Origin of the sequence: Streptomyces spororaveus, assembly GCF_016755875.1 — a bacterium.
GTDB lineage: Bacteria > Actinomycetota > Actinomycetes > Streptomycetales > Streptomycetaceae > Streptomyces > Streptomyces spororaveus.
This window is the reverse complement of record NZ_BNED01000005.1, coordinates 1,600,213-1,620,293: the sequence shown is the minus strand read 5'-3', so window position 1 is coordinate 1,620,293 and position 20,081 is coordinate 1,600,213. Positions and strand designations below refer to the sequence as shown.

Here is a 20,081-nt window from a genome sequence, read left to right as displayed (position 1 = left end):
CGCTGCGGCTGGGCGCCGTGATCATCACCATGGGCAACCGGCCCGACGAGCTCAAGGCGCTCCTCGACTCGGTGGCCCGCCAGGACGGAGCCCCGATCGACGTGGTCGTCGTGGGCCAGGGCGTGCAGGTCACCGGGCTGCCCGAGGGCGTCCGCAGCATCGACCTGCCCGAGAACCTGGGCATCCCGGGCGGGCGCAACGTCGGCATCGAGGCCTTCGGCCCCGGTGGCGGCGACGTGGACGCACTGCTCTTCCTGGACGACGACGGTCTGCTGGAGCGCACCGACACCGCCGAGCTGTGCCGGCAGGCCTTCGCCGAGGACCCCGCGCTCGGGATCATCAGCTTCCGGATCGCCGATCCGGAGACCGGTGTGACCCAGCGCCGGCACGTTCCGCGGCTGAGGGCCTCCGACCCGATGCGCTCCTCCCGGGTGACCACCTTCCTGGGCGGCGCCAACGCCGTCCGCACGGCGGTGTTCGAGCAGGTCGGAGCGCTGCCGGGGGAGTTCTTCTACGCGCACGAGGAGACCGATCTGGCCTGGCGGGCGCTCGACGCAGGGTGGCTGATCGACTACCGGTCCGACATGGTGCTGCTGCACCCGACCACCGCCCCCTCCCGGCACGCGGTCTATCACCGTATGGTGGCTCGTAACCGGGTGTGGCTCGCCCGCCGCAACCTGCCCGCCCCGCTGGTTCCGGTCTACCTGGGCGTCTGGCTCCTGCTGACGCTCGTACGCAGGCCGTCCGCACCGGCGCTCAAGGCCTGGTTCGGCGGTTTCCGGGAGGGATGGACCAGTCCCTGCGGACCCCGCCGCCCGATGAGATGGCGGACGGTCTGGCGGTTGACCCGGCTGGGCCGACCTCCTGTCATCTGACCAGCCCGCGTCTGGGACCATGACGCGATCACGGGCCTCGCGCCATCAGCCTGATGCCCACCTGGCCGCATCTTGAAGACGAAAGTTTCAACTTGTGAGTGACACAACCCACGACGGCGCCCTCGCCACGAGCAGGCCGCTGTCCGACGACGCGGGTCTGAGCCCCGCGGAGCTCGCCAGGAAGTACGGCCTCTCGGTCAGCGGCGCCCGGCCGGGCCTCGGCGAGTACGTGCGGCAGCTCTGGGGCCGGCGCCACTTCATCATGGCCTTCTCCAGGGCCAAGCTGGTCGCGCAGTACAGCCAGGCGAAGCTCGGCCAGGTCTGGCAGGTGGCGACCCCGCTGCTGAACGCGGTCGTCTACTGGCTGATCTTCGGTCTGATCCTCAAGGCCGGCCGCGAGATGCCGAAGGACGTCTACATCCCCTTCCTGGTGATGGGCATCTTCGTCTTCACCTTCACCCAGAGCTCGCTGATGGCGGGCGTCCGGGCGATCTCCGGGAACCTCGGCCTGGTGCGGGCGCTGCACTTCCCGCGCGCCGCCCTGCCGGTGTCCTTCTCGCTGCAGCAGCTCCAGCAGCTGCTGTACTCGATGATCGTCGTCTTCGTGATCGCCATCTGCTTCGGCAACTACCCGCAGCTCTCCTGGCTGCTGGTGGTCCCGACCCTGGCGCTCCAGTTCGTCTTCAACACCGGCCTCGCCATGATCTTCGCGCGGGCGGGTTCCAAGACCCCCGACCTCGCCCAGCTGATGCCGTTCGTGATGCGTACCTGGATGTACGCGTCCGGCGTGATGTTCCCGATCGGGATCTACCTCAAGGACCAGCCGCAGTGGATCAGCGACCTGCTGCTGTGGAACCCGGTCGCGATCTACATGGACCTCATCCGGTTCGCGCTGATCGACGACTACGCGGCGAGCAACCTGCCTCCGCACGTGTGGGCCTTCGCCGTGGGCTGGGCCGCGGTGATCGGCATCGGTGGCTTCGTGTACTTCTGGAAGTCTGAGGAGCGTTACGGCCGTGGCTGACAACACCCAGGGGCGCGTCCCCACCGTGATCGCGGACGGCGTCCACATCGTCTACCGCGTCAACACCGGCAGCAGCGGCAAGGGCGCGGCTACCGCCGCGCTCAGCAAGATAGTCCGCCGGAAGAAGGGCGACGCCCCGGGCGTCCGGCGGGTCCACGCCGTGCGCGGCGTCTCCTTCACCGCCTACCGCGGCGAGGCCATCGGCCTCATCGGCTCCAACGGCTCCGGCAAGTCCACCCTGCTGCGCGCCATCGCGGGCCTGCTGCCCTGCGAGGAGGGCAAGGTCTACACCGACGGCCAGCCCTCGCTGCTCGGCGTCAACGCGGCGCTGATGAACGATCTCACCGGAGAGCGGAACGTCGTTCTCGGCGGTCTCGCCATGGGGATGAGCCGCGAGCAGATCAAGCAGCGTTACCAGAGCATCGTCGACTTCTCGGGCATCAACGAGAAGGGCGACTTCATCTCCCTGCCGATGCGTACCTATTCCTCCGGCATGGCGGCGCGACTGCGCTTCTCCATCGCGGCGGCCAAGGACCACGACGTCCTGATGATCGACGAGGCCCTGGCCACCGGTGACCGCAGCTTCCAGGTGCGTTCGGAGGACCGGATCCGTGAACTGCGGCAGAAGGCCGGCACGGTCTTCCTGGTGAGCCACAACAACAAGTCCATCCGTGACACCTGTGACCGGGTGCTGTGGCTGGAGAAGGGTGAGCTCCTGATGGACGGGCCCACCGAGGAAGTCGTCTCGGCATACGAGAAGGCCACCAACGGCTGACCTCCGGGTCGCGCGGCGCCCTCTTCCGGCGCTTTTCCGCTTCACCCGAAGGCCCCCGCCGCTCAGCGCGGCGGGGGCCTCAATCGTGTTCTTGCATTTCTCGGCGACATTCGGTGGCGGAGCGAATACCCGGGAGGGCTCCGCGACGTTCTACAGCGTAAGCTGAGGCGGTCCTCAATCGCGGCAAGAGGGGACGATTCCCCGCAGGTGAAGGGCCTTGGGGCAGCCCGGGGAATCCCCCGGCGGCGTGTCCGAAATAGGATGTAATGGGTCGGCAGTGTAGAACGGGAGATGTGACGGCAATGGCTACGGGAATTCTCCGGCCCCCAGGCACGACGGCCGTCCCCGCCCCGGGCGGCGGGCGGTGACCCCGGGGCTCGGCATCCGACCCCCGGCCGACACGGTCCACGTGAGCGCCACCCTCGACAAGGCGACGTCGGAGAACTTCCCCGTCGCCCCCGTCTTCCTGCCCCGCGCCTGGCGCGAAGGGCTGATGGCCGTCTACGGGTACGCCCGCCTCGTCGACGACATCGGCGACGGCGATCTCGCCCCCGGCGGGCACGACGCCGTACTCCTCGGTCTCGACCCCGCCGCGGTCGACGACCGGCTCGCCATGCTCGACGCCTTCGAGGCGGACCTGCACCGGGTCTTCAACCGCTCCGGCGGTACGGACGGCTCCCCGCGGCACCCGCTGCTGCAGGCGCTCCAGCCCGTCGTCCGCGCCCACGGCCTGACCCCCGAGCCGTTCCTCGGGCTGATCGAGGCCAACCGCCAAGACCAGCGGGTCACGCGCTACGAGACGTACGCCGACCTCGTCGGCTACTGCGAGCTGTCCGCGAACCCGGTCGGCCGTCTCGTGCTCTCCCTCACCGGAACCAGCACCCCCGAACGGATCCGCCGCTCCGACGCCGTCTGCACCGCCCTGCAGATCGCCGAACACATCCAGGACGTCGCCGAGGACCTCGGCCGCGACCGGATCTACCTGCCCGCCGAGGACATGCGCCGTTTCCACGTGACCGGGACGGAGCTCGCGGCCCCGTCGGCCGGCGCCTCCGTACGCGCCCTGGTCGCGTTCGAGACCGAGCGCGCCCGGGAGCTGCTGAACGAGGGCACCCCGCTCGTGGGGAGCGTGCACGGCAGACTCCGGCTGCTGCTCGCCGGCTTCGTGGGAGGGGGGCGCGCGGCTCTGCGAGCCGTCACCGCCGCCGGATTCGACGTGCTCCCCGGCCCGCCCAAGCCCACCAAGGGCGGCCTGCTCCGCGAGGTGGCCGCCGTCCTGCGCACAGCGCCGAGAAAGGGGTGAGCCCGACCGTGGAGGGCCCCACACACGCGTCCGCACCGGTCCAGGCCGCCTACAGCTACTGCGAGGCCGTCACCGGTTCCCAGGCACGCAACTTCGCCTACGGCATCCGCCTGCTGCCGACCGACAAGCGGCAGGCGATGTCCGCGCTGTACGCCTTCTCCCGGCGGGTCGACGACATCGGCGACGGCACGCTGGCGCCCGAGGCCAAGTTCGTCCGGCTGGAGGAGACCCGCGCCCTGCTCGGGCGGATCCTCGCCGAGGAGGTCGACGAGGACGACACCGACCCGGTCGCCGTCGCCCTCGCGCACGCCGCACGCCGCTTCCCCATCCCGCTCGGCGGCCTCGACGAGCTCATCGACGGGGTCCTGATGGACGTCCGCGGCGAGACCTACGAGACCTGGGACGACCTCCGGACCTACTGCAGGTGCGTGGCCGGGGCCATCGGGCGGCTCTCGCTCGGCGTGTTCGGCACGGTGAACGGCTCGGGCCTCGCCGCGGCCGACGCCGCGCGCGCCGCGGAGTACGCCGACACCCTGGGCCTCGCCCTGCAACTCACCAACATCCTGCGGGACGTGCGCGAGGACGCCGGCAACGGGCGCACCTACCTGCCCGCCGAGGACCTCGCCAAGTTCGGCTGCTCGGAGGGTTTCCACAGCGACCGGGCGCCCGCCGGATCCGACTTCGCCGGGCTCGTCCACCACGAAGTCCGGCGCGCCCGCGCCCTGTTCGCCGAGGGCTACCGGCTGCTGCCGATGCTCGACCGGCGCAGCGGCGCCTGCGTGGCCGCCATGGCCGGGATCTACCGGCGCCTGCTGGACCGCATCGAGCGGGAGCCGGAAGCGGTGCTGCGGGGCCGCGTGTCGCTGCCGCCGCACGAGAAGGCGTACGTGGCCGTGCGCGGGCTGTCCGGCCTCGACGCGCGGACCGTCTCCCGCCAGGCCACCCGGAGGCGGGGCTGATGACCACGATCACCCGGCTCCCGGAGGCGGCAGCCGGTCCGGCAGCCGTCGCCGCGGCGCGCCGGGCCGGGAACCGCGCGTGCACGGGCGCGCGCCCGGCGTGCGCGGCGGCCGCCCCGGCGCGCACGCATCCGGCCGCGACGGCCCGTCCCGGCCGGCCCGGCACGCGGGCAACCGCCGCGTCGGGACGCGCGTCTCTTCCGACGGAATCCGGCCGTGCCGGACGGGCCGCCGCACACGGGACGGCCTCGCCCGCCCCGGACCGGGCCGCCGGCCCGGAGGGCCACCGCACCACGGGGGAGGGCGCATGACCGGCTTCGAACAGCACGCCGTCGTCGTCGGCGGCGGCCTCGCCGGCGTCACCACCGCCCTCGAACTCGCCGACGCCGGGCTCCGGGTGACCCTGCTGGAGGGCCGCCCCCGGCTCGGCGGGCTCGCCTTCTCCTTCAAGCGCGGCGACCTCGAAGTCGACAACGGCCAGCACGTCTACCTGCGGTGCTGCACCGCCTACCGGTGGTTCCTGGACCGCGTCGACGGCGCCGCGCTCGCGCCCCTGCAGGACCGGCTCGACGTACCCGTACTGGACGTCGCCCACCCCGGGGGCCCGCGCCTGGGCCGGCTGCGCCGCAGCGCCCTGCCCGTGCCCCTGCACCTGGCCGGATCGCTCGCCCGCTACCGGCACCTCTCCTTCGCCGAGCGCCTGAGCGTCGGCCGCGCCGCCCTCGCGCTGCGCCGGCTGGACCCCGCGGACCCGGCGCTGGACGGCCTCGACTTCGCGACCTGGCTCGGCCGTTACGGGCAGTCCGCCCGCACGATCGAGGCCCTGTGGGACCTGGTCGGCGTCGCCACCCTGAACGCCACCGCCGAGCAGTCCTCGCTGGGCCTGGCCGCCATGGTCTTCAAGACCGGCCTGCTCTCCGAGAACGGCGCCGCCGACATCGGCTGGGCCCGGGTACCCCTGGGCGAACTGCACGACACCCTCGCCCGCAAGGCGCTCGACGCGGCCGGCGTACGGACCGAACTGCGCAGCCGCGTCACGGACATCTCCCGCATGCCCGAGGGCGCGTGGCGGATCGACACCGAGGAGGAGTCCCTGGAGGCGGGCACCGTCGTCCTCGCCGTCCCGCAGCGCGAGGCCCACGGACTGCTGCCCGCCGGCGCCCTCCCCGACCCCGACAAGCTCCTGGACATCGGCACCGCGCCCATCCTCAACGTCCACGTGGTCTACGACCGCAAGGTGCTCAAGCAGCCGTTCTTCGCCGCCCTCGGCTCCCCGGTCCAGTGGGTCTTCGACCGCACCGAATCCTCCGGACTCCCCGACGGCGGCCAGTACCTGGCCCTGTCCCAGTCCGTCGCCCAGGACGACATCGACGAGCCCGTCTCGGTTCTGCGCGCCAAGTACCTGCCCGAGCTGGAACGGCTGCTGCCCGCCGCGCGCGGCGCCAAGGTACGGGACTTCTTCGTCACCCGGGAGCGGACGGCCACCTTCGCCCCCACCCCCGGCGTCGGCCGGCTGCGCCCCGGGGCGCGCACCGACACGCCGGGGCTCTACCTCGCCGGTGCGTGGACTGCCACGGGCTGGCCCGCGACCATGGAGAGCGCCGTCCGGAGCGGACTGAGCGCGGCCCACGCCGCACTCGCCGCGCTCGGCCGCCACCGCGAACACCCTCTGCAGGAGGCGGCATGACGAGCACCATCAGCAGCACCGGCACCACCAGCACCACGAGCACAGCACGTACAGGAACAAGAGGAGAGCCAGTGAACCCGGGGAATCCGGCTGTCGAGAACACGGATGCCAGTGTGGGCACAGCCGGAGGGGGCGTGGAGAAGGCGGACACGATCGCGCTCCTGGAACGCGGCCGCACACTGTCGACCCCCGCGCTCCGCGCCGCCGTCGACCGGCTCGCGGCGCCCATGGACACCGTCGCCGCCTACCACTTCGGCTGGATCGACGCCCAGGGCAACGTGGCGGACGGCGACGGAGGCAAGGCCGTTCGTCCCGCTCTCGCGCTGCTCTCCGCAGAGGCCGCGGGCGCCGCGGCCGAGGTCGGCATCCCCGGCGCCGTCGCGGTCGAGCTCGTGCACAACTTCTCGCTGCTGCACGACGACCTGATGGACGGCGACGAGCAGCGCCGCCACCGCGACACGGTGTGGAAGGTCCACGGACCGGCCCTCGCGATCCTGGTCGGCGACGCCCTGTTCGCCCTCGCCAACGAGGTGCTGCTGGAGCTCGGCACCGTGGAGGCGGGCCGCGCCACCCGCCGGCTGACCACCGCCAGCCGCAAGCTCATCGACGGCCAGGCGCAGGACATCTCCTACGAGCACCGCGAGCGCGTCAGCGTCGAGGAGTGCCTGGAGATGGAGGGCAACAAGACCGGCGCCCTGCTCGCCTGCGCCGTCTCCATCGGCGCGGTGCTCGGCGGCGCGGACGACCGTACCGCCGACAAACTGGAGGAGTACGGCTACCACCTGGGCCTCGCCTTCCAGGCCGTCGACGACCTGCTCGGCATCTGGGGCGACCCGGAGTCGACCGGCAAGCAGACCTGGAGCGACCTGCGCCAGCGCAAGAAGTCCCTGCCGGTGGTCGCCGCCCTCGCGGCCGGCGGCGAGGCCTCCGAGGAGCTCGCGCGGCTCCTCGCCGAGGATGCCAAGAGCAGTGACTTCGAGAACTTCTCCGAGGCCGAGTTCGCCCACCGCGCCGCCCTCATCGAGGCGGCCGGGGGCCGCCGGTGGACCGCCGACGAGGCCCGCCGCCAGCACGCCGTGGCCATCCGGGCCCTGGACGACGTCGACATGCCGCAGCGCGTGCGCGACCAGCTCGTGGCCCTCGCGGACTTCGTCGTCGTGCGCAAGAGGTGATCGCCACCCGACAGCGGATATGAATCGCGAGTCGCCGGCCGGCGCCGCCACCTGAACGTGTCGCGCACCGGCCGACGGCAGACCCCAGCACAGCAGAGGACACTGTTCTAAGGGGAAGCCATGACAGCGACGACCGACGGCAGCGCCGAGAGCGCCGGCGCCGGCAGCGAATCCACCCCGGGCGCTCCGCCGCCCGGACCCGCGGGCCGCACCGCGGGCCTGGCCGCAGAACCGGCCCGGCCCGCCCGGCCCGTCCGGCCCGGCGCGCGCGCCGAGTACGGCCCACCGGGCGTGCCCGGCCCGCTCGGCCGCCCCACGCGCCCGGGAGCCGCCCGGGACACCCCGCGCACCACCGCGGATCTGCCCCGCCCCCCGGACGGCACCCGGCCGGGGGTGTACGAGGCCGCCGCGCGCGCCACCCGGAACCTGCTGGAACGCCAGGATCCCGAGGGCTGGTGGAAGGGCGACCTGGAGACCAACGTCACCATGGACGCGGAGGACCTGCTGCTGCGGCAGTTCCTCGGGATCCGGGACGAGGCCACCACCCAGGCCGCCGCCCTCTTCATCCGCGGTGAACAGCGGGAGGACGGCACCTGGGCCACCTTCCACGGCGGACCGCCCGAACTGTCCGCCACCATCGAGGCCTACGTCGCGCTGCGACTCGCCGGGGACGCCCCGGACAGCCCGCACATGACCCGCGCCTCGGCCTGGATCCGGGCGCACGGCGGGATCGCCGCCGCCCGCGTCTTCACCCGGATCTGGCTGGCCCTCTTCGGCTGGTGGAACTGGGACCACCTGCCCGAACTCCCGCCCGAGCTGGTCTTCCTGCCGCCCTGGGTGCCCCTGAACATCTACGACTTCGGCTGCTGGGCCCGCCAGACCATCGTCCCGCTCACGGTGGTCTCGGCACTGCGCCCGGTCCGCCCGGCCCCCTTCGCGCTCGACGAGCTGCACGCCGACGCGCGGACCCCCGACCCCGTCCGCAGACTCGCCCCGCTGACCAGCTGGGACGGCGCGTTCCAGCGGATGGACAAGGCCCTGCACGTCTACCGCCGGTTCGCCCCGCGCCGACTGCGCAGGGCCGCGATGGCCTCCGCCGGCCGCTGGATCGTCGAACGCCAGGAGAACGACGGCTGCTGGGGCGGGATCCAGCCACCCGCCGTCTACTCGGTCATCGCGCTGCACCTGCTCGGCTACGACCTCGGGCATCCGGTGATGCGCGCCGGACTGGAGTCCCTGGAGCGGTTCGCGGTGTGGCGCGCGGACGGCGCCCGGATGATCGAGGCCTGCCAGTCCCCGGTCTGGGACACCTGCCTCGCCGCGATCGCCCTGGCCGACGCGGGCCTGCGCCCCGACCACCCGGCGCTGGTCAAGGCCGCCGACTGGATGCTCGGCGAGGAGATCGTCCGCACGGGGGACTGGGCGGTGCGCCGGCCCGGGCTCGCCCCCGGCGGCTGGGCGTTCGAGTTCCACAACGACACCTACCCCGACATCGACGACACGGCCGAGGTGGTTCTCGCCCTGCGCCGGATCAGCCACCCGGACCCGGTCCGGGTCGAGGCCGCCATCGCCCGCGGGGTGTCCTGGACCCTCGGCATGCAGTCGAGGAACGGGGCGTGGGGCGCCTTCGACGCCGACAACACCAGCCCCCTTCCGAACAAGCTGCCCTTCTGCGACTTCGGCGAGGTCATCGACCCGCCCTCGGCCGACGTCACCGCCCACGTGGTGGAGATGCTCGCCTTCGAGGGCCGGGCGGGAGACGCCCGGACCCGGCGCGGCATCGCCTGGCTGCTGGCCGAACAGGAGGCGAGCGGCGCCTGGTTCGGCCGCTGGGGCACCAACTACGTCTACGGCACCGGCTCGGTGGTCCCGGCCCTCACCGCCGCCGGGATCGCCCCCGGGCATCCCGCGATCCGCCGGGCCGTGCGCTGGCTGGAATCCGTACAGAACGAGGACGGCGGCTGGGGCGAGGACCAGCGCTCCTACAAGGACCCGTCCTGGGCCGGGAAAGGCGCCTCCACCGCCTCGCAGACGGCCTGGGCGCTGATGGCCCTGCTGTCGGCCGGCGAGCGCGAGGGCAAGGCCGTCGAGCGGGGCATCGCGCACCTGGTGGAGACCCAGAAGGAGGACGGCACCTGGGACGAGCCGTACTTCACCGGCACCGGCTTCCCCTGGGACTTCTCCATCAACTACCACCTGTACCGGCAGGTGTTTCCCGTCACCGCGCTCGGCCGCTACCTGTACGGGGAACCGTTCGCCCCCGCCGGAGCACACCCGGCAGCGGCCGGGGAGGCGTGATGCCCACCGCGGGCGGGGACCGGGCCCGCGGCCCCGACCCGCTGCTGGTGGCCTGCGCGCTGCGCATCGAGCAGGCGGCGCTGCGCAGCGCCGGCCGCGGCCCGGCCGGGGACCACGTCCTGCTGCGCACCGGGATGGGCCCGCGCGCGGCCGAGCGGGCCGTCGGCCGGGCCCTGGACCGGCCGGACATGGACCGGGCCGCCGTCCTCGCGACGGGATTCTGCGCCGGGCTGGTCCCCGGCATGAACCCCGGAGACCTGGTCGTGGCCGAGGAGACCAGGGACCCGCGGGCGACCGTCACCTGCACCGGCAGCGCCCTGCTCGCCGAGGCACTAACCAGGGCCGCGCCGGGCCGGACCGTGCACCGCGGCGCCCTGACCGGATCCGACCACGTCGTCCGCGGCCAGGAGCGCGCACAGCTGCGCGCCACCGGCGCCGTCGCGGTCGACATGGAGTCCGCGGCCACCCTGTGGACCGCCACCCGGGGCGGCGACCGCCCGGTTGCGGCCGTCCGGGTGATCGTGGACGCTCCGGAGCACGAGCTCGTCCGTATCGGCACGGTTCGCGGGGGAATATCGGCCTTCCGTGTCCTGCGTGCCGTACTGCCCGCGTTTTATGAATGGCACCGTTCGTTGCTGCTCCCCAGGAGGTGAGCCAGATGGCCATGCCGCTGCGCCAGTCCATCAGGGTCGGGACGTATCTTCTCGAACAGAAGCTCCGCAAGCGCGAGAAGTTCCCGCTGATCGTCGAACTGGAACCGCTCTACGCCTGCAACCTGGCCTGTGAGGGGTGCGGGAAGATCCAGCACCCGGCCGGGGTGCTCAAGCAGCGCATGCCGGTCGCCCAGGCGGTCGGCGCCGTGCTGGAGTCCGGTGCGCCCATGGTGTCCATCGCGGGCGGCGAGCCCTTGATGCACCCGCAGATCGACGAGATCGTCCGGCAGTTGGTGGCGAGGCGGAAGTACGTATTCCTCTGCACCAACGCGATGCTCCTGCGCAAGAAGATCGAGAAGTTCACCCCTTCCCCGTATTTCGCCTTCGCCGTGCACATCGACGGCCTGCGCGAGCGCCACGACGAGTCGGTGGCCAAGGAAGGCGTCTTCGACGAGGCGGTCGCCGCCATCAAGGAGGCGAAGAAGCGCGGGTTCCGGGTGACCACCAACTCCACCTTCTTCAACACCGACACACCGCAGACGATCATCGAGGTACTCAACTACCTCAATGACGACCTCCAGGTCGACGAAATGATGATCTCGCCCGCCTACGCCTACGAAAAGGCCCCCGACCAGGAGCACTTCCTGGGCGTCGAACAGACCCGGGAACTCTTCAGGAAGGCCTTCGCCGGCGGCAACCGGCGGCGCTGGCGGCTCAACCACTCCCCGCTCTTCCTCGACTTCCTGGAAGGAAAGGTCGATTTCTCCTGCACGGCCTGGGCCATTCCGAATTACTCCCTGTTCGGCTGGCAGCGCCCCTGCTATCTGATGAGCGACGGATACGTACCGACGTACCGCGAACTCATCGACGACACCGACTGGGACAAGTACGGCCGCGGAAAGGACCCGCGCTGCGCGAACTGCATGGCGCACTGCGGCTACGAGCCCACGGCCGTCCTGGCCACCATGGGCTCCCTCAAGGAGTCCCTGCGGGCGGCCCGGGAGACGATCGGCGGCGGTCGGGACAAGTCGGCATGACCGGGCGGTCAGGGGAGGAGGGGAGCGGCCGGGGCACGGGCTTCGACCTCGGCGCCCTGCTGGCCGAGCGCGGGGCGGAGCGCTACGAGCTGCACGCCCGGCACCTCAACCACCAGCTGCCCCGGATGCTGCACACCATCGGCTTCGACAAGGTCTACGAGCGGGCCGAGGGCGCCCACTTCTGGGACGCCGAGGGGAACGACTACCTGGACATGCTGGCCGGGTTCGGCGTCATGGGCCTGGGCCGGCACCACCCGGTCGTCCGCCGGGCCCTGCACGACGTCCTGGACGCCCAGCTCGCCGACCTCACCCGCTTCGACTGCCAGCCGCTGCCCGGGCTGCTGGCCGAGAAGCTGCTCTCGTACAGCCCGCACCTGGACCGGGTCTTCTTCGGCAACAGCGGCACCGAGGCGGTGGAGACGGCCCTGAAGTTCGCCCGGTACGCCACCGGGCGCCCCAGGGTCCTCTACTGCGACCACGCCTTCCACGGGCTGACCGCGGGCTCCCTCTCGGTGAACGGGGAGGGCGGCTTCCGCGACGGCTTCGCACCGCTGCTCCCCGATACGAGGATCGCGCTCGGGGACCTCGCGGCGCTGGAGCGGGAGCTGAAGCGCGGGGACGTGGCCGCCTTCGTCGTCGAGCCGATCCAGGGCAAGGGGGTCCTGGCCGCCCCGCCCGGGTTCCTGCTCGCCGCTCAGGAGATGCTGCACCGGCGGGGGGCGCTGCTGATCGCGGACGAGGTGCAGACCGGCCTCGGGCGTACCGGCGACTTCTACGCGTACCAGCACGAGCCGGGCGTGGAGCCGGACCTGGTGTGCGTGGCGAAGGCGCTGTCGGGCGGATACGTCCCGGTCGGCGCGACCCTGGGCAAGGACTGGATCTTCAAGAAGGTCTACTCGTCCATGGACCGGGTGCTCGTGCACTCCGCGAGCTTCGGCTCCAACGCCCAGGCGATGGCGGCGGGCCTCGCGGTCCTGTCCGTCATGGAGGACGAGGAGGTCGTGGCGAACGCCCGGGCCATGGGTGATCTGCTGCGCGGGCGTCTCGCCGCGCTCGTGGACGAGTACGAGCTGCTGCACGAGGTGCGGGGGCGCGGGCTGATGATCGGCATCGAGTTCGGCCGGCCGTCCTCGCTGGGCCTGCGCAGCCGGTGGACCATGCTGCAGGCGGCCCGCAAGGGGCTCTTCGCGCAGATGGTCGTGGTGCCGCTGCTGCAGAAGCACCGGATCCTCACCCAGGTCTCGGGGGACCACCTGGAGGTGATCAAACTGATCCCGCCGCTGATCGTGGACGAGGGGGACGTGGACCGGTTCGTCGGGGCCTTCCGCGAGGTCATGGACGAGGCGCACGGAGGGTCCGGGCTGATCTGGGACTTCGGCAGGACGCTGGTGAAGCAGGCCGTCGCCACGCGCTGACGGCCCGCCCACCCCGCGGGGGACCGGGCCCCGGCCGGTCAGGCGAGGAGCCGGTCCCGCAGCCTGTCGAGGGTCTCGGGCGTCAGCCCGAGGCCCTCCGCCAGGTAGCGGTCCACCCCGCCCCAGATCTCGTCGATGGTGTCGAAGGCCGCCACCAGGTACTCGGCGCGGGCGTCGAAGAGCGGCGCGAGCAGCTCCATCACCTCGGGGGAGCGGGCGGACGCCGACTCGTCGGTGCGGCGCACGCGGTAGCGGCGGTGCGGGGCGTTCGACTCCAGGTAGTCCGCCACGATCGCCTCGCGCTCGACGCTCAGGGCGAGCAGGGTGACGGCGATCGACAGGCCGGCCCGGTCCTTGCCGGCCGCGCAGTGCATGAGTGCGGGGACGCTGTCCTCGGCGAGGGCGTGCAGGACCCGGCCGTGCTCGGCGGTGCGCTGCCGGATGATCCCGCGGTACGAGTTCGACATCCGGGCGGCCGCCTTGCCGTCGCCCAGGATCTCGCGCAGCTGGACGAGGTCGCCGTCGCGGACCAGCCGCCAGAACTCCCGCCCGTCGGCCGGGTCCGAGAGCGGGATGTTGACGTTCCGGACGCCGGGCAGCTCGACGTCCGGCCCCTCCAGCGCGTGGTCGGCACCGTTGCGGAAGTCGAAGACGGTGTGGAGGCCGAGCGAGGCCAGGAAAGCCACGTCGCTTTCGGTGGCATGTGCGAGATGTCCGCTTCGGAACAGTCGTCCCGCCCTGACCGTTCGTCCGTCAGAAGTCGGCAATCCGCCCACATCGCGGAAATTGCGCACTCCGGACAGCTCCGGCTCCTGTATCTGCTGGGTCAAAGCAACTCCTCCGCCACGTCGTGGGCCCTCTGTCCGAATTACACTGTTTGGCGCCAACTTGCCATATCCGGAGGCGAGATCGGGCACGTCCCCGTGAGCCAGATCATACGGTGACCGTGAGTGCCTGATCGCTAAGGGCGAATGGCCCCGTCGGAGCGGCTGTTGGCGCTGCCGAATGGACGGAGGGTGACGGTAATTCCGTCGGTCCCTCATGCCTGGTATTCCGTCAGGGAATTCATGGCTTGTTCCCTGTGGCCGCAAGGGATTACCTTCGCGATCGATCCGGGTGGACCGCCAAATCCTGCCGCCTCCCGGAAACCGCATCCGACCTATTCGTGCGGCAGGAGCGGGGGAACCAGGTAAGCCGCCGGCCCGGAGATCTTTTCGCCGGGACGGCTCGGGGTGAAGTCGTTCATGGCTCGTACATGTACGGCCGGACATCTCCAGTCCGAACCCGACAGCTCACCTCGCAGGCGCCGGAGAGGAATTCGTCATGCCTGCAAAGGGTAAGCACCGCCGTCCCAAGTCCCTCTCCCTTTCCCGCGGTTTCGCCGTCGCCGGAACCGGTGGCGCGGCCCTCGCGCTGCCGCTCATCGGTGCCGCGGGCGCGCACGCGGCCGGCGCCCCGGCCACCGCGACCGCGGTGACCCCCGCGGTCGCGCCGCAGGCCCCCGCCGCTCTCCAGGCGGCCCCCGCCGCCGTGCAGGCCGCGCCGACCGTCTACACCGTCGTGCCGGGCGACTACCTCTCCAAGATCGCCGCGCAGCGCCACCTGTCCGGAGGCTGGGAGCAGCTGTACGCCGACAACCGCGAGGCCGTCGGCAGCAACCCCTCGCTGATCCACCCCGGCCTGAAGCTGAACCTCGGCGGTCCGGGCGAGGCGGCGCAGTCCGAGGCCGAGGCGGCCCCGGCCCCGGAGGCCGACGCGGAGCCGGCCGCGCAGCCCGCGCCGAAGCCGGCCCGCAAGCAGGCCGAGCGGCCCGCCCCGGCGCAGCAGGCCCCCGCCGAGGCCCGGGCCGAGGCCCCCGCCGCCGCTCCGCAGTCGGGCGGCGGCTTCGTGGCCCCGGTCAGCGGCGGCATCTCCACCCAGTACAAGGTCGCCGGCAGCATGTGGTCCAGCGGTTACCACACCGGCGTCGACTTCATCGCGAGCATGGGCACCACCGTCAAGGCGGTCGGCGCGGGCACCGTGGTCTCCGCCGGATGGAGCGGCTCGTACGGCAACGAGGTCGTCATCCGCCACGCGGACGGCAAGTACTCCCAGTACGCCCACATGTCGCAGCTCTCCGTCTCCTCCGGCCAGAGCGTCACCGCCGGACAGGCCATCGGCCTCTCCGGCTCCACCGGCAACTCGACCGGCCCGCACCTCCACTTCGAGATCCGCACGACCCCGTCCTACGGCTCGGACATGGACCCGATCGCCTACCTCCGCTCCAAGGGCGCGAGCCTCTGACGGCACCCGCCGTCGGACCGCCGACCCGCGTGAGGCCGGGACCCGAGGGGGGTCCCGGCCTCACGTGTACTTATTCCTTATCTCCCACGTGGTACAGATCACGGTCCGTCAACCCCTCATTACGTTGGCGTAGGTTGCTTGCGGGAGTGAAGTATGGGTTCTCGTGGCAGCGACGACGACGAAACTCAAGACCATCGGCTCGTACGCGGCGATCGGGGACAGCTTCACCGAAGGCGTGGGGGACCCGGGACCCGGGGATTCTTATCTCGGCTGGGCGGACCGGCTCGCCGTGCTCCTGGCCGATCAGCGCGAAGAGCACGACTTCCGGTACGCGAATCTGGCGGTGCGGGGGAAGCTCCTCGACCAGATCGTGGCCGACCAGCTTCCGAGAGCCAAGGCCCTCGCACCGGACCTGGTGACCTTCTGCGCGGGCGGCAACGACATCATCCGGCCCGGCACCGACCCGGACGACGTGGCGGAGCGGTTCGAGGCGGCCGTGGCCGACCTCACCGGGGCCGTGGGCCACGTCATGATCACCACGGGCTTCGACACCCGGGGCGTGCCGGTGCTCAAGCACCTCCGCGGCAAGGTGGCGACGTACAGCGCGCACGTCCGCGCCATCGCCGACCGCTACGACTGCCCGGTGCTCGACCTCTGGTCGCTGAAATCCGTACAGGACCGGCGGGCCTGGGACGCGGACCGGCTGCACCTCTCACCCGAGGGGCACACGCGGGTCGCGCTGCGCGCGGCGCAGGTGCTCGGACTGGACGTGCCGGCCGACCCCGACCAGCCGTGGCCCCCGCAGCGGCCGCGCGGCTCGGTGGACGTGACCCGGGACAACATCCAGTGGGCGCGCGACCACCTCGTGCCGTGGATCGGCCGGCGGCTGCGCGGCGAGTCCTCCGGGGACCACGTGGAGGCGAAGCGGCCGGACCTGCTGCCGCTCTAGGGGGTGCCCGGCCCGGCGGGCGCGGGCGCGGGAGCCGGAAGCGGAATCCTTCGGGGCCGGTGTGCGTTGCATGGTCGTAGAGAGACGACCATTCTGACCCGATCCTCCCTGGAGGCGCTTTGACCGGCTCCCGTCCCTTGCGTCCGCGGCTGCGTGCCCTGCGGCCCGAAGCCTTCGGTGCGGACCCGTCCGGTGCCCGGCTGGAGCGGATCCGCCGCTCTCCGAACTTCGCGGACGGCGTGTTCCAGAACCCGGTCGGGGCCCGGAACAGGCCCTCGGGTTCGATGGCGGAGTTCGCCAAGATCTACTTCCACCGGGAGCAGCGGGTACGGCGCAGTCCCGCGGCGCCGATCCCGGTCCACCCGACGACCCTCGCGGACCTGGCGAAGCCGCCCGTGAGCGGCCTGCGGCTGACCTGGATGGGGCACTCCAGCGTGCTCGCGGAGATCGACGGGCGCCGGGTGCTGTTCGACCCGGTGTGGGGCGAGCGGTGCTCCCCCTTCCCCTTCGCCGGCCCCAAGCGGCTGCACCCGGTGCCGGTCCCGCTGGCCTCGCTGGGCGCGGTCGACGTCGTGGTCATCTCGCACGACCACTACGACCACCTCGACCTGCCGACGATCAAGGCGCTGGCCGGTACGGACACGGTCTTCGCCGTCCCGCTGGGCGTCGGCGCGCACCTGGAGCGCTGGGGCGTACCGGCCGAGCGGCTGCGCGAGCTGGACTGGAACGAGAGCACCGAGATCGCCGGCCTCTCCCTCACGGCGACCCCCGCCCGCCACTTCTGCGGCCGCGGCCTGCGCAACCAGCAGCACACCCTCTGGGCGTCCTGGGTCGTCGCGGGCGACGAGCACCGGATCTACCACAGCGGGGACACCGGCTACTTCCCCGGTTTCGAGGAGATCGGCGCCGCGCACGGCCCCTTCGACGCCACCATGATCCAGATCGGCGCGTACTCGGAGTACTGGCCCGACATCCACATGACGCCGGAGGAGGGCATGCGCGCCCACCTCGACCTGCAGGGCGGTACCCCCCGCGGCACGATGCTGCCGATTCACTGGGGCACCTTCAACCTGGCCCTGCACCCGTGGGACGAGCCGGGCGAGGGCACGCTGACCGCGTCGCGGAACACGGGCGCCGCCATCGCGCTCCCCATCCCGGGCCAGCCCTTCGAGCCGGGCTCGGCGGACGCGCCCGCCGAACCGTGGTGGCGGCCGTTCGTCGGCGGAAAGCCGGTGGGCGGTCGTGTCGACGGCCCCGCCTCGGTGCCGCCGCTCGCGGCGGGCGGAGCGGCGGCGACAGCCGCCCGGGTGGCCTCCACGGCCGTCGACGGACAGGAGAAGCAGGAGTCCGTCGGATCGTGACGACCGGCCCCTGACGGGAACCGGCCGCCCCGGCGTCCCGGGGCGGCCGGCCGCCGTCCGGGGGCGTCCGCGGCCCGCCGCGCGCCGTCCGGCAAGGAACCGGACGAGCGCCGGTGTCGGCGCGAACGGGACCGAGGGGGCGGTCCACCGGGTCCGACCGGCGCATTCGGGCTGCTGTGCGAGCGCTCCACCGGGAGCGGGAAGCACCCCCGCGAAGTTCGCCAACTGGCAGTCCGGGGTGCTGTGGTGGGGTCTAGCGTGGGTATTCGGTGATCAACACCGGGCCCCGGGAACGCTGGGGGCCGGGCCCCACGTACCGAGGACGCAGATGTCCGGACTCCGCGCAGCCCGCCACGCCCCGTCGAGACACGCCGTCACCGGTCCCGGCCGGCAGATACGTCCTCAGCTGGTGCGCGCCGCCGTACTGCCCACGCTCGCCGCGGGGCTCAGCGGCGCCGCCGCGGTGATCTTCACCCTTCAGCTCGGCGGGGGAGCCGGCGACCGCGACGCCCGGCTGTGGCCGGTGCTCACCGGCTGCGCCCTCCTGGTGGTGGGCGCCCTCGCCGCGGCCGTGCTCGGGGCCCAGCGCGCCGCCAAGGCCGTACGGGACCGGTGCGAGGCGCTGCGCCGCTCCAGCGTGCGCGGCCGGGGTGAGCTGCGTACGGCCGCCGACCGGCTGGAACGGGGCGAGACCCCGCCCCGCCCGGTACGCGGTGGCCCGAGTTCACCGCCCCCCGGCGCGGACCCGGCCGGGATGGACGAGTTCTGGCTGCTCTCCCAGGAGCTCCGCGGCGCCCGCGAGCAGGCGCACACGACCCTCCTGCGGCTGGCCGGACCGGCCGCCCCGACCGACAGCGAGCGCAAGGTCGAGGTCTTCGTCAACCTCGCGCGTCGCCTCCAGTCCCTCGTGCACCGCGAGATCTCGCTGCTGGACGAGCTGGAGGACACGGTCGAGGACCCGGACCTGCTCAAGGAGCTCTTCCACGTCGACCACCTCGCCACCCGCATCCGCCGGCACGCCGAGAACCTCGCCGTGCTGGGCGGCGCGTCGTCCCGCCGCCAGTGGACCAGGCCCATCGACCTCAGCGAGGTGCTCCGCTCCTCGGTCGCGGAGGTCGAGCAGTACACCCGGGTCAAGGTCGTGCCCCCGGCCGGCGCCAGCGTCCGCGGGCACGCCGTCGCGGACGTGGTGCACCTGCTGGCCGAACTCGTCGAGAACGCCACGGTGTTCTCCGCCCCCGACACCGACGTGGTGCTGCGTGCCGAGCGGGTCACCGCCGGGATCGCCGTCGAGGTGGAGGACCGGGGACTGGGCATGCCGGCCGAGGAGCAGCACCGGATGAACGCCCTGCTCGGCGACCCCGACCAGATCAGCGTCCGGCACCTGCTGGCGGACGGCCGGATCGGCCTGTTCGTGGTGTCGGCGCTGGCCCGCCGGCACGGGATCGCCGTCGAGCTCAAGTCGAACATCTACGGCGGTGTGCTCGCCGTGCTGGTGCTGCCGCAGGAGCTGCTGGGCGCCGAGGCGCCGACCGCGGCGGACGCGGCGGGGGGCTCGCGGGCCACCTCCTGGGGGACCGGGCTCGGGTCGGCGGGGCCGCCGCTGGAGCCCGTACGGATGCCGCCCCTGCCGACGCCCTCGCCGGAGCCCCGGCGGACGTTCGAGGGCCCGGGGACCGGGGCCCCGCACGAGCCCGAGCCGTACCCCACACCCGCACCCGCTCGTGGTCCCGATCCCGCTCGTGGCCCCGAACCCGCTCGTGCTCCCGAACCCGCAGCGCCGTCGCCGTCCGCGTCCGCGCCCGTCCCCGCAGCCCCGTCCGTGCCCCTGGCCGGCGCGGGCCCCCGGCCGGAACCCGGCGCGGCGACCCCGCCGGAACCCGTGCCGCACGCGGTTCCCCGGCCCCGCCCGGAGCCCCGGCCGCAGCCCCGTCCCGCGTCCCTGCCCGCGCCCCGGTCCGGGGCCGCGGACGGGCCCGGGGCGGTGGCCTGGTCGGCGCCCGTGGCCGATCCCCGGGTCGGGCCCGCGCCGGGTTCGCCGAACGGGGCGGTGGCCTGGTCGGCGCCGGCCCCGGCGCCCGAACCGCAGCCCGCGGCCGATACCGCTCCCGCCGCGGGTGACCGGCCGCGGCTGCCCCGGCGCCGCGCCCAGGAGCACCTCGCGCCCCAGCTGCGCGAGGCTCCCGCCCCCCGGCGGGCCGCGGACCCCGAGCAGCCCGTGCACGACCCCGGCCTGATGGCCGCCTTCCAACGGGGCTTCGGCCTCGCCCAGTCGGAGAACCAGGTATGA

Annotated in this window: 17 protein-coding genes and 1 riboswitch; of the genes, 16 read left to right on the top strand and 1 reads right to left on the bottom strand. The window is 72.8% G+C overall.

The annotated features are described in order from the left end of the window. Positions 1-29: 29 nt before the first annotated feature. The 12 genes from Sspor_RS10105 (at position 30) to Sspor_RS10050 (ending at position 13,198) form a co-directional block, all read left to right on the top strand. The gene (locus Sspor_RS10105; protein ID WP_373318899.1) at positions 30-875 is read left to right on the top strand and encodes a glycosyltransferase family 2 protein; all 846 of its coding nucleotides are present in this window, start codon (positions 30-32) and stop codon (positions 873-875) included. A 94-nt stretch (positions 876-969) separates the two neighbouring features. Continuing rightward, complete coding sequence (locus tag Sspor_RS10100) at positions 970-1,899, top strand: ABC transporter permease (RefSeq protein WP_202198743.1); 930 nt, start codon at positions 970-972, stop codon at positions 1,897-1,899. Then, positions 1,892-2,674, top strand: a complete 783-nt coding sequence (locus Sspor_RS10095; protein ID WP_030010274.1) for an ABC transporter ATP-binding protein — start codon at positions 1,892-1,894, stop codon at positions 2,672-2,674. The genes Sspor_RS10100 and Sspor_RS10095 overlap by 8 nt, the downstream gene beginning before the upstream one ends. Positions 2,675-3,083: 409 nt before the next feature. After that, entirely contained in the window at positions 3,084-3,977 is an 894-nt protein-coding gene (gene hpnC / locus Sspor_RS10090) for a squalene synthase HpnC (RefSeq protein ID WP_237403791.1), read from the top strand. Then, positions 3,974-4,936: a presqualene diphosphate synthase HpnD gene (gene hpnD, locus Sspor_RS10085; protein WP_372499774.1), complete on the top strand. Its 963-nt coding sequence runs from the start codon at positions 3,974-3,976 to the stop codon at positions 4,934-4,936. The genes hpnC and hpnD overlap by 4 nt, the downstream gene beginning before the upstream one ends. Then, the gene (locus Sspor_RS10080; RefSeq protein WP_202198740.1) at positions 4,936-5,247 is read left to right on the top strand and encodes a hypothetical protein; all 312 of its coding nucleotides are present in this window, start codon (positions 4,936-4,938) and stop codon (positions 5,245-5,247) included. Before hpnD ends, Sspor_RS10080 begins: the two co-directional genes overlap by 1 nt. Further along, entirely contained in the window at positions 5,244-6,623 is a 1,380-nt protein-coding gene (gene hpnE, locus Sspor_RS10075; protein ID WP_202198739.1) for a hydroxysqualene dehydroxylase HpnE, read from the top strand. The genes Sspor_RS10080 and hpnE overlap by 4 nt, the downstream gene beginning before the upstream one ends. Further along, positions 6,620-7,795 (top strand): polyprenyl synthetase family protein, encoded by a 1,176-nt coding sequence (locus tag Sspor_RS10070; RefSeq protein ID WP_202198738.1) that lies wholly within the window; start codon positions 6,620-6,622, stop codon positions 7,793-7,795. The genes hpnE and Sspor_RS10070 overlap by 4 nt, the downstream gene beginning before the upstream one ends. Positions 7,796-7,915: 120 nt before the next feature. Beyond that, positions 7,916-10,093, top strand: a complete 2,178-nt coding sequence (shc, locus tag Sspor_RS10065) for a squalene--hopene cyclase (RefSeq protein ID WP_237403790.1) — start codon at positions 7,916-7,918, stop codon at positions 10,091-10,093. Beyond that, on the top strand, positions 10,093-10,746 hold the full coding sequence (locus Sspor_RS10060; RefSeq protein ID WP_202198737.1) for a phosphorylase family protein: 654 nt from the start codon (positions 10,093-10,095) through the stop codon (positions 10,744-10,746). The genes shc and Sspor_RS10060 overlap by 1 nt, the downstream gene beginning before the upstream one ends. A gap of 5 nt (positions 10,747-10,751) precedes the next feature. After that, a complete protein-coding gene (hpnH, locus tag Sspor_RS10055; protein ID WP_202198736.1) occupies positions 10,752-11,783 on the top strand; it encodes an adenosyl-hopene transferase HpnH in 1,032 nt (343 codons plus the stop codon). Next, the gene (locus Sspor_RS10050; RefSeq protein ID WP_202198735.1) at positions 11,780-13,198 is read left to right on the top strand and encodes an aspartate aminotransferase family protein; all 1,419 of its coding nucleotides are present in this window, start codon (positions 11,780-11,782) and stop codon (positions 13,196-13,198) included. The genes hpnH and Sspor_RS10050 overlap by 4 nt, the downstream gene beginning before the upstream one ends. Positions 13,199-13,236: 38 nt before the next feature. Here the strand turns inward: Sspor_RS10050 and Sspor_RS10045 are convergent, their stop codons facing one another. Further along, positions 13,237-14,028, bottom strand: coding sequence for a tyrosine-protein phosphatase (locus Sspor_RS10045; protein ID WP_202198734.1), 792 nt, complete (start codon positions 14,026-14,028; stop codon positions 13,237-13,239). Positions 14,029-14,343: 315 nt separating this feature from the next. After that, a riboswitch (cyclic di-AMP (ydaO/yuaA leader) is annotated at positions 14,344-14,519 on the top strand. A 2-nt stretch (positions 14,520-14,521) separates the two neighbouring features. Between Sspor_RS10045 and Sspor_RS10040 the strand changes: the two genes are divergently transcribed. From Sspor_RS10040 to Sspor_RS10025, 4 genes are all read left to right on the top strand, one after another. After that, complete coding sequence (locus tag Sspor_RS10040) at positions 14,522-15,481, top strand: LysM peptidoglycan-binding domain-containing M23 family metallopeptidase (RefSeq protein ID WP_202198733.1); 960 nt, start codon at positions 14,522-14,524, stop codon at positions 15,479-15,481. Between the two features lie 163 nt (positions 15,482-15,644). Beyond that, positions 15,645-16,430 (top strand): SGNH/GDSL hydrolase family protein, encoded by a 786-nt coding sequence (locus tag Sspor_RS10035; RefSeq protein WP_202198732.1) that lies wholly within the window; start codon positions 15,645-15,647, stop codon positions 16,428-16,430. Positions 16,431-16,549: 119 nt separating this feature from the next. After that, positions 16,550-17,791, top strand: coding sequence for an MBL fold metallo-hydrolase (locus Sspor_RS10030; protein WP_202198731.1), 1,242 nt, complete (start codon positions 16,550-16,552; stop codon positions 17,789-17,791). 328 nt (positions 17,792-18,119) lie between these two features. Beyond that, entirely contained in the window at positions 18,120-20,081 is a 1,962-nt protein-coding gene (locus tag Sspor_RS10025; protein ID WP_202198730.1) for a sensor histidine kinase, read from the top strand.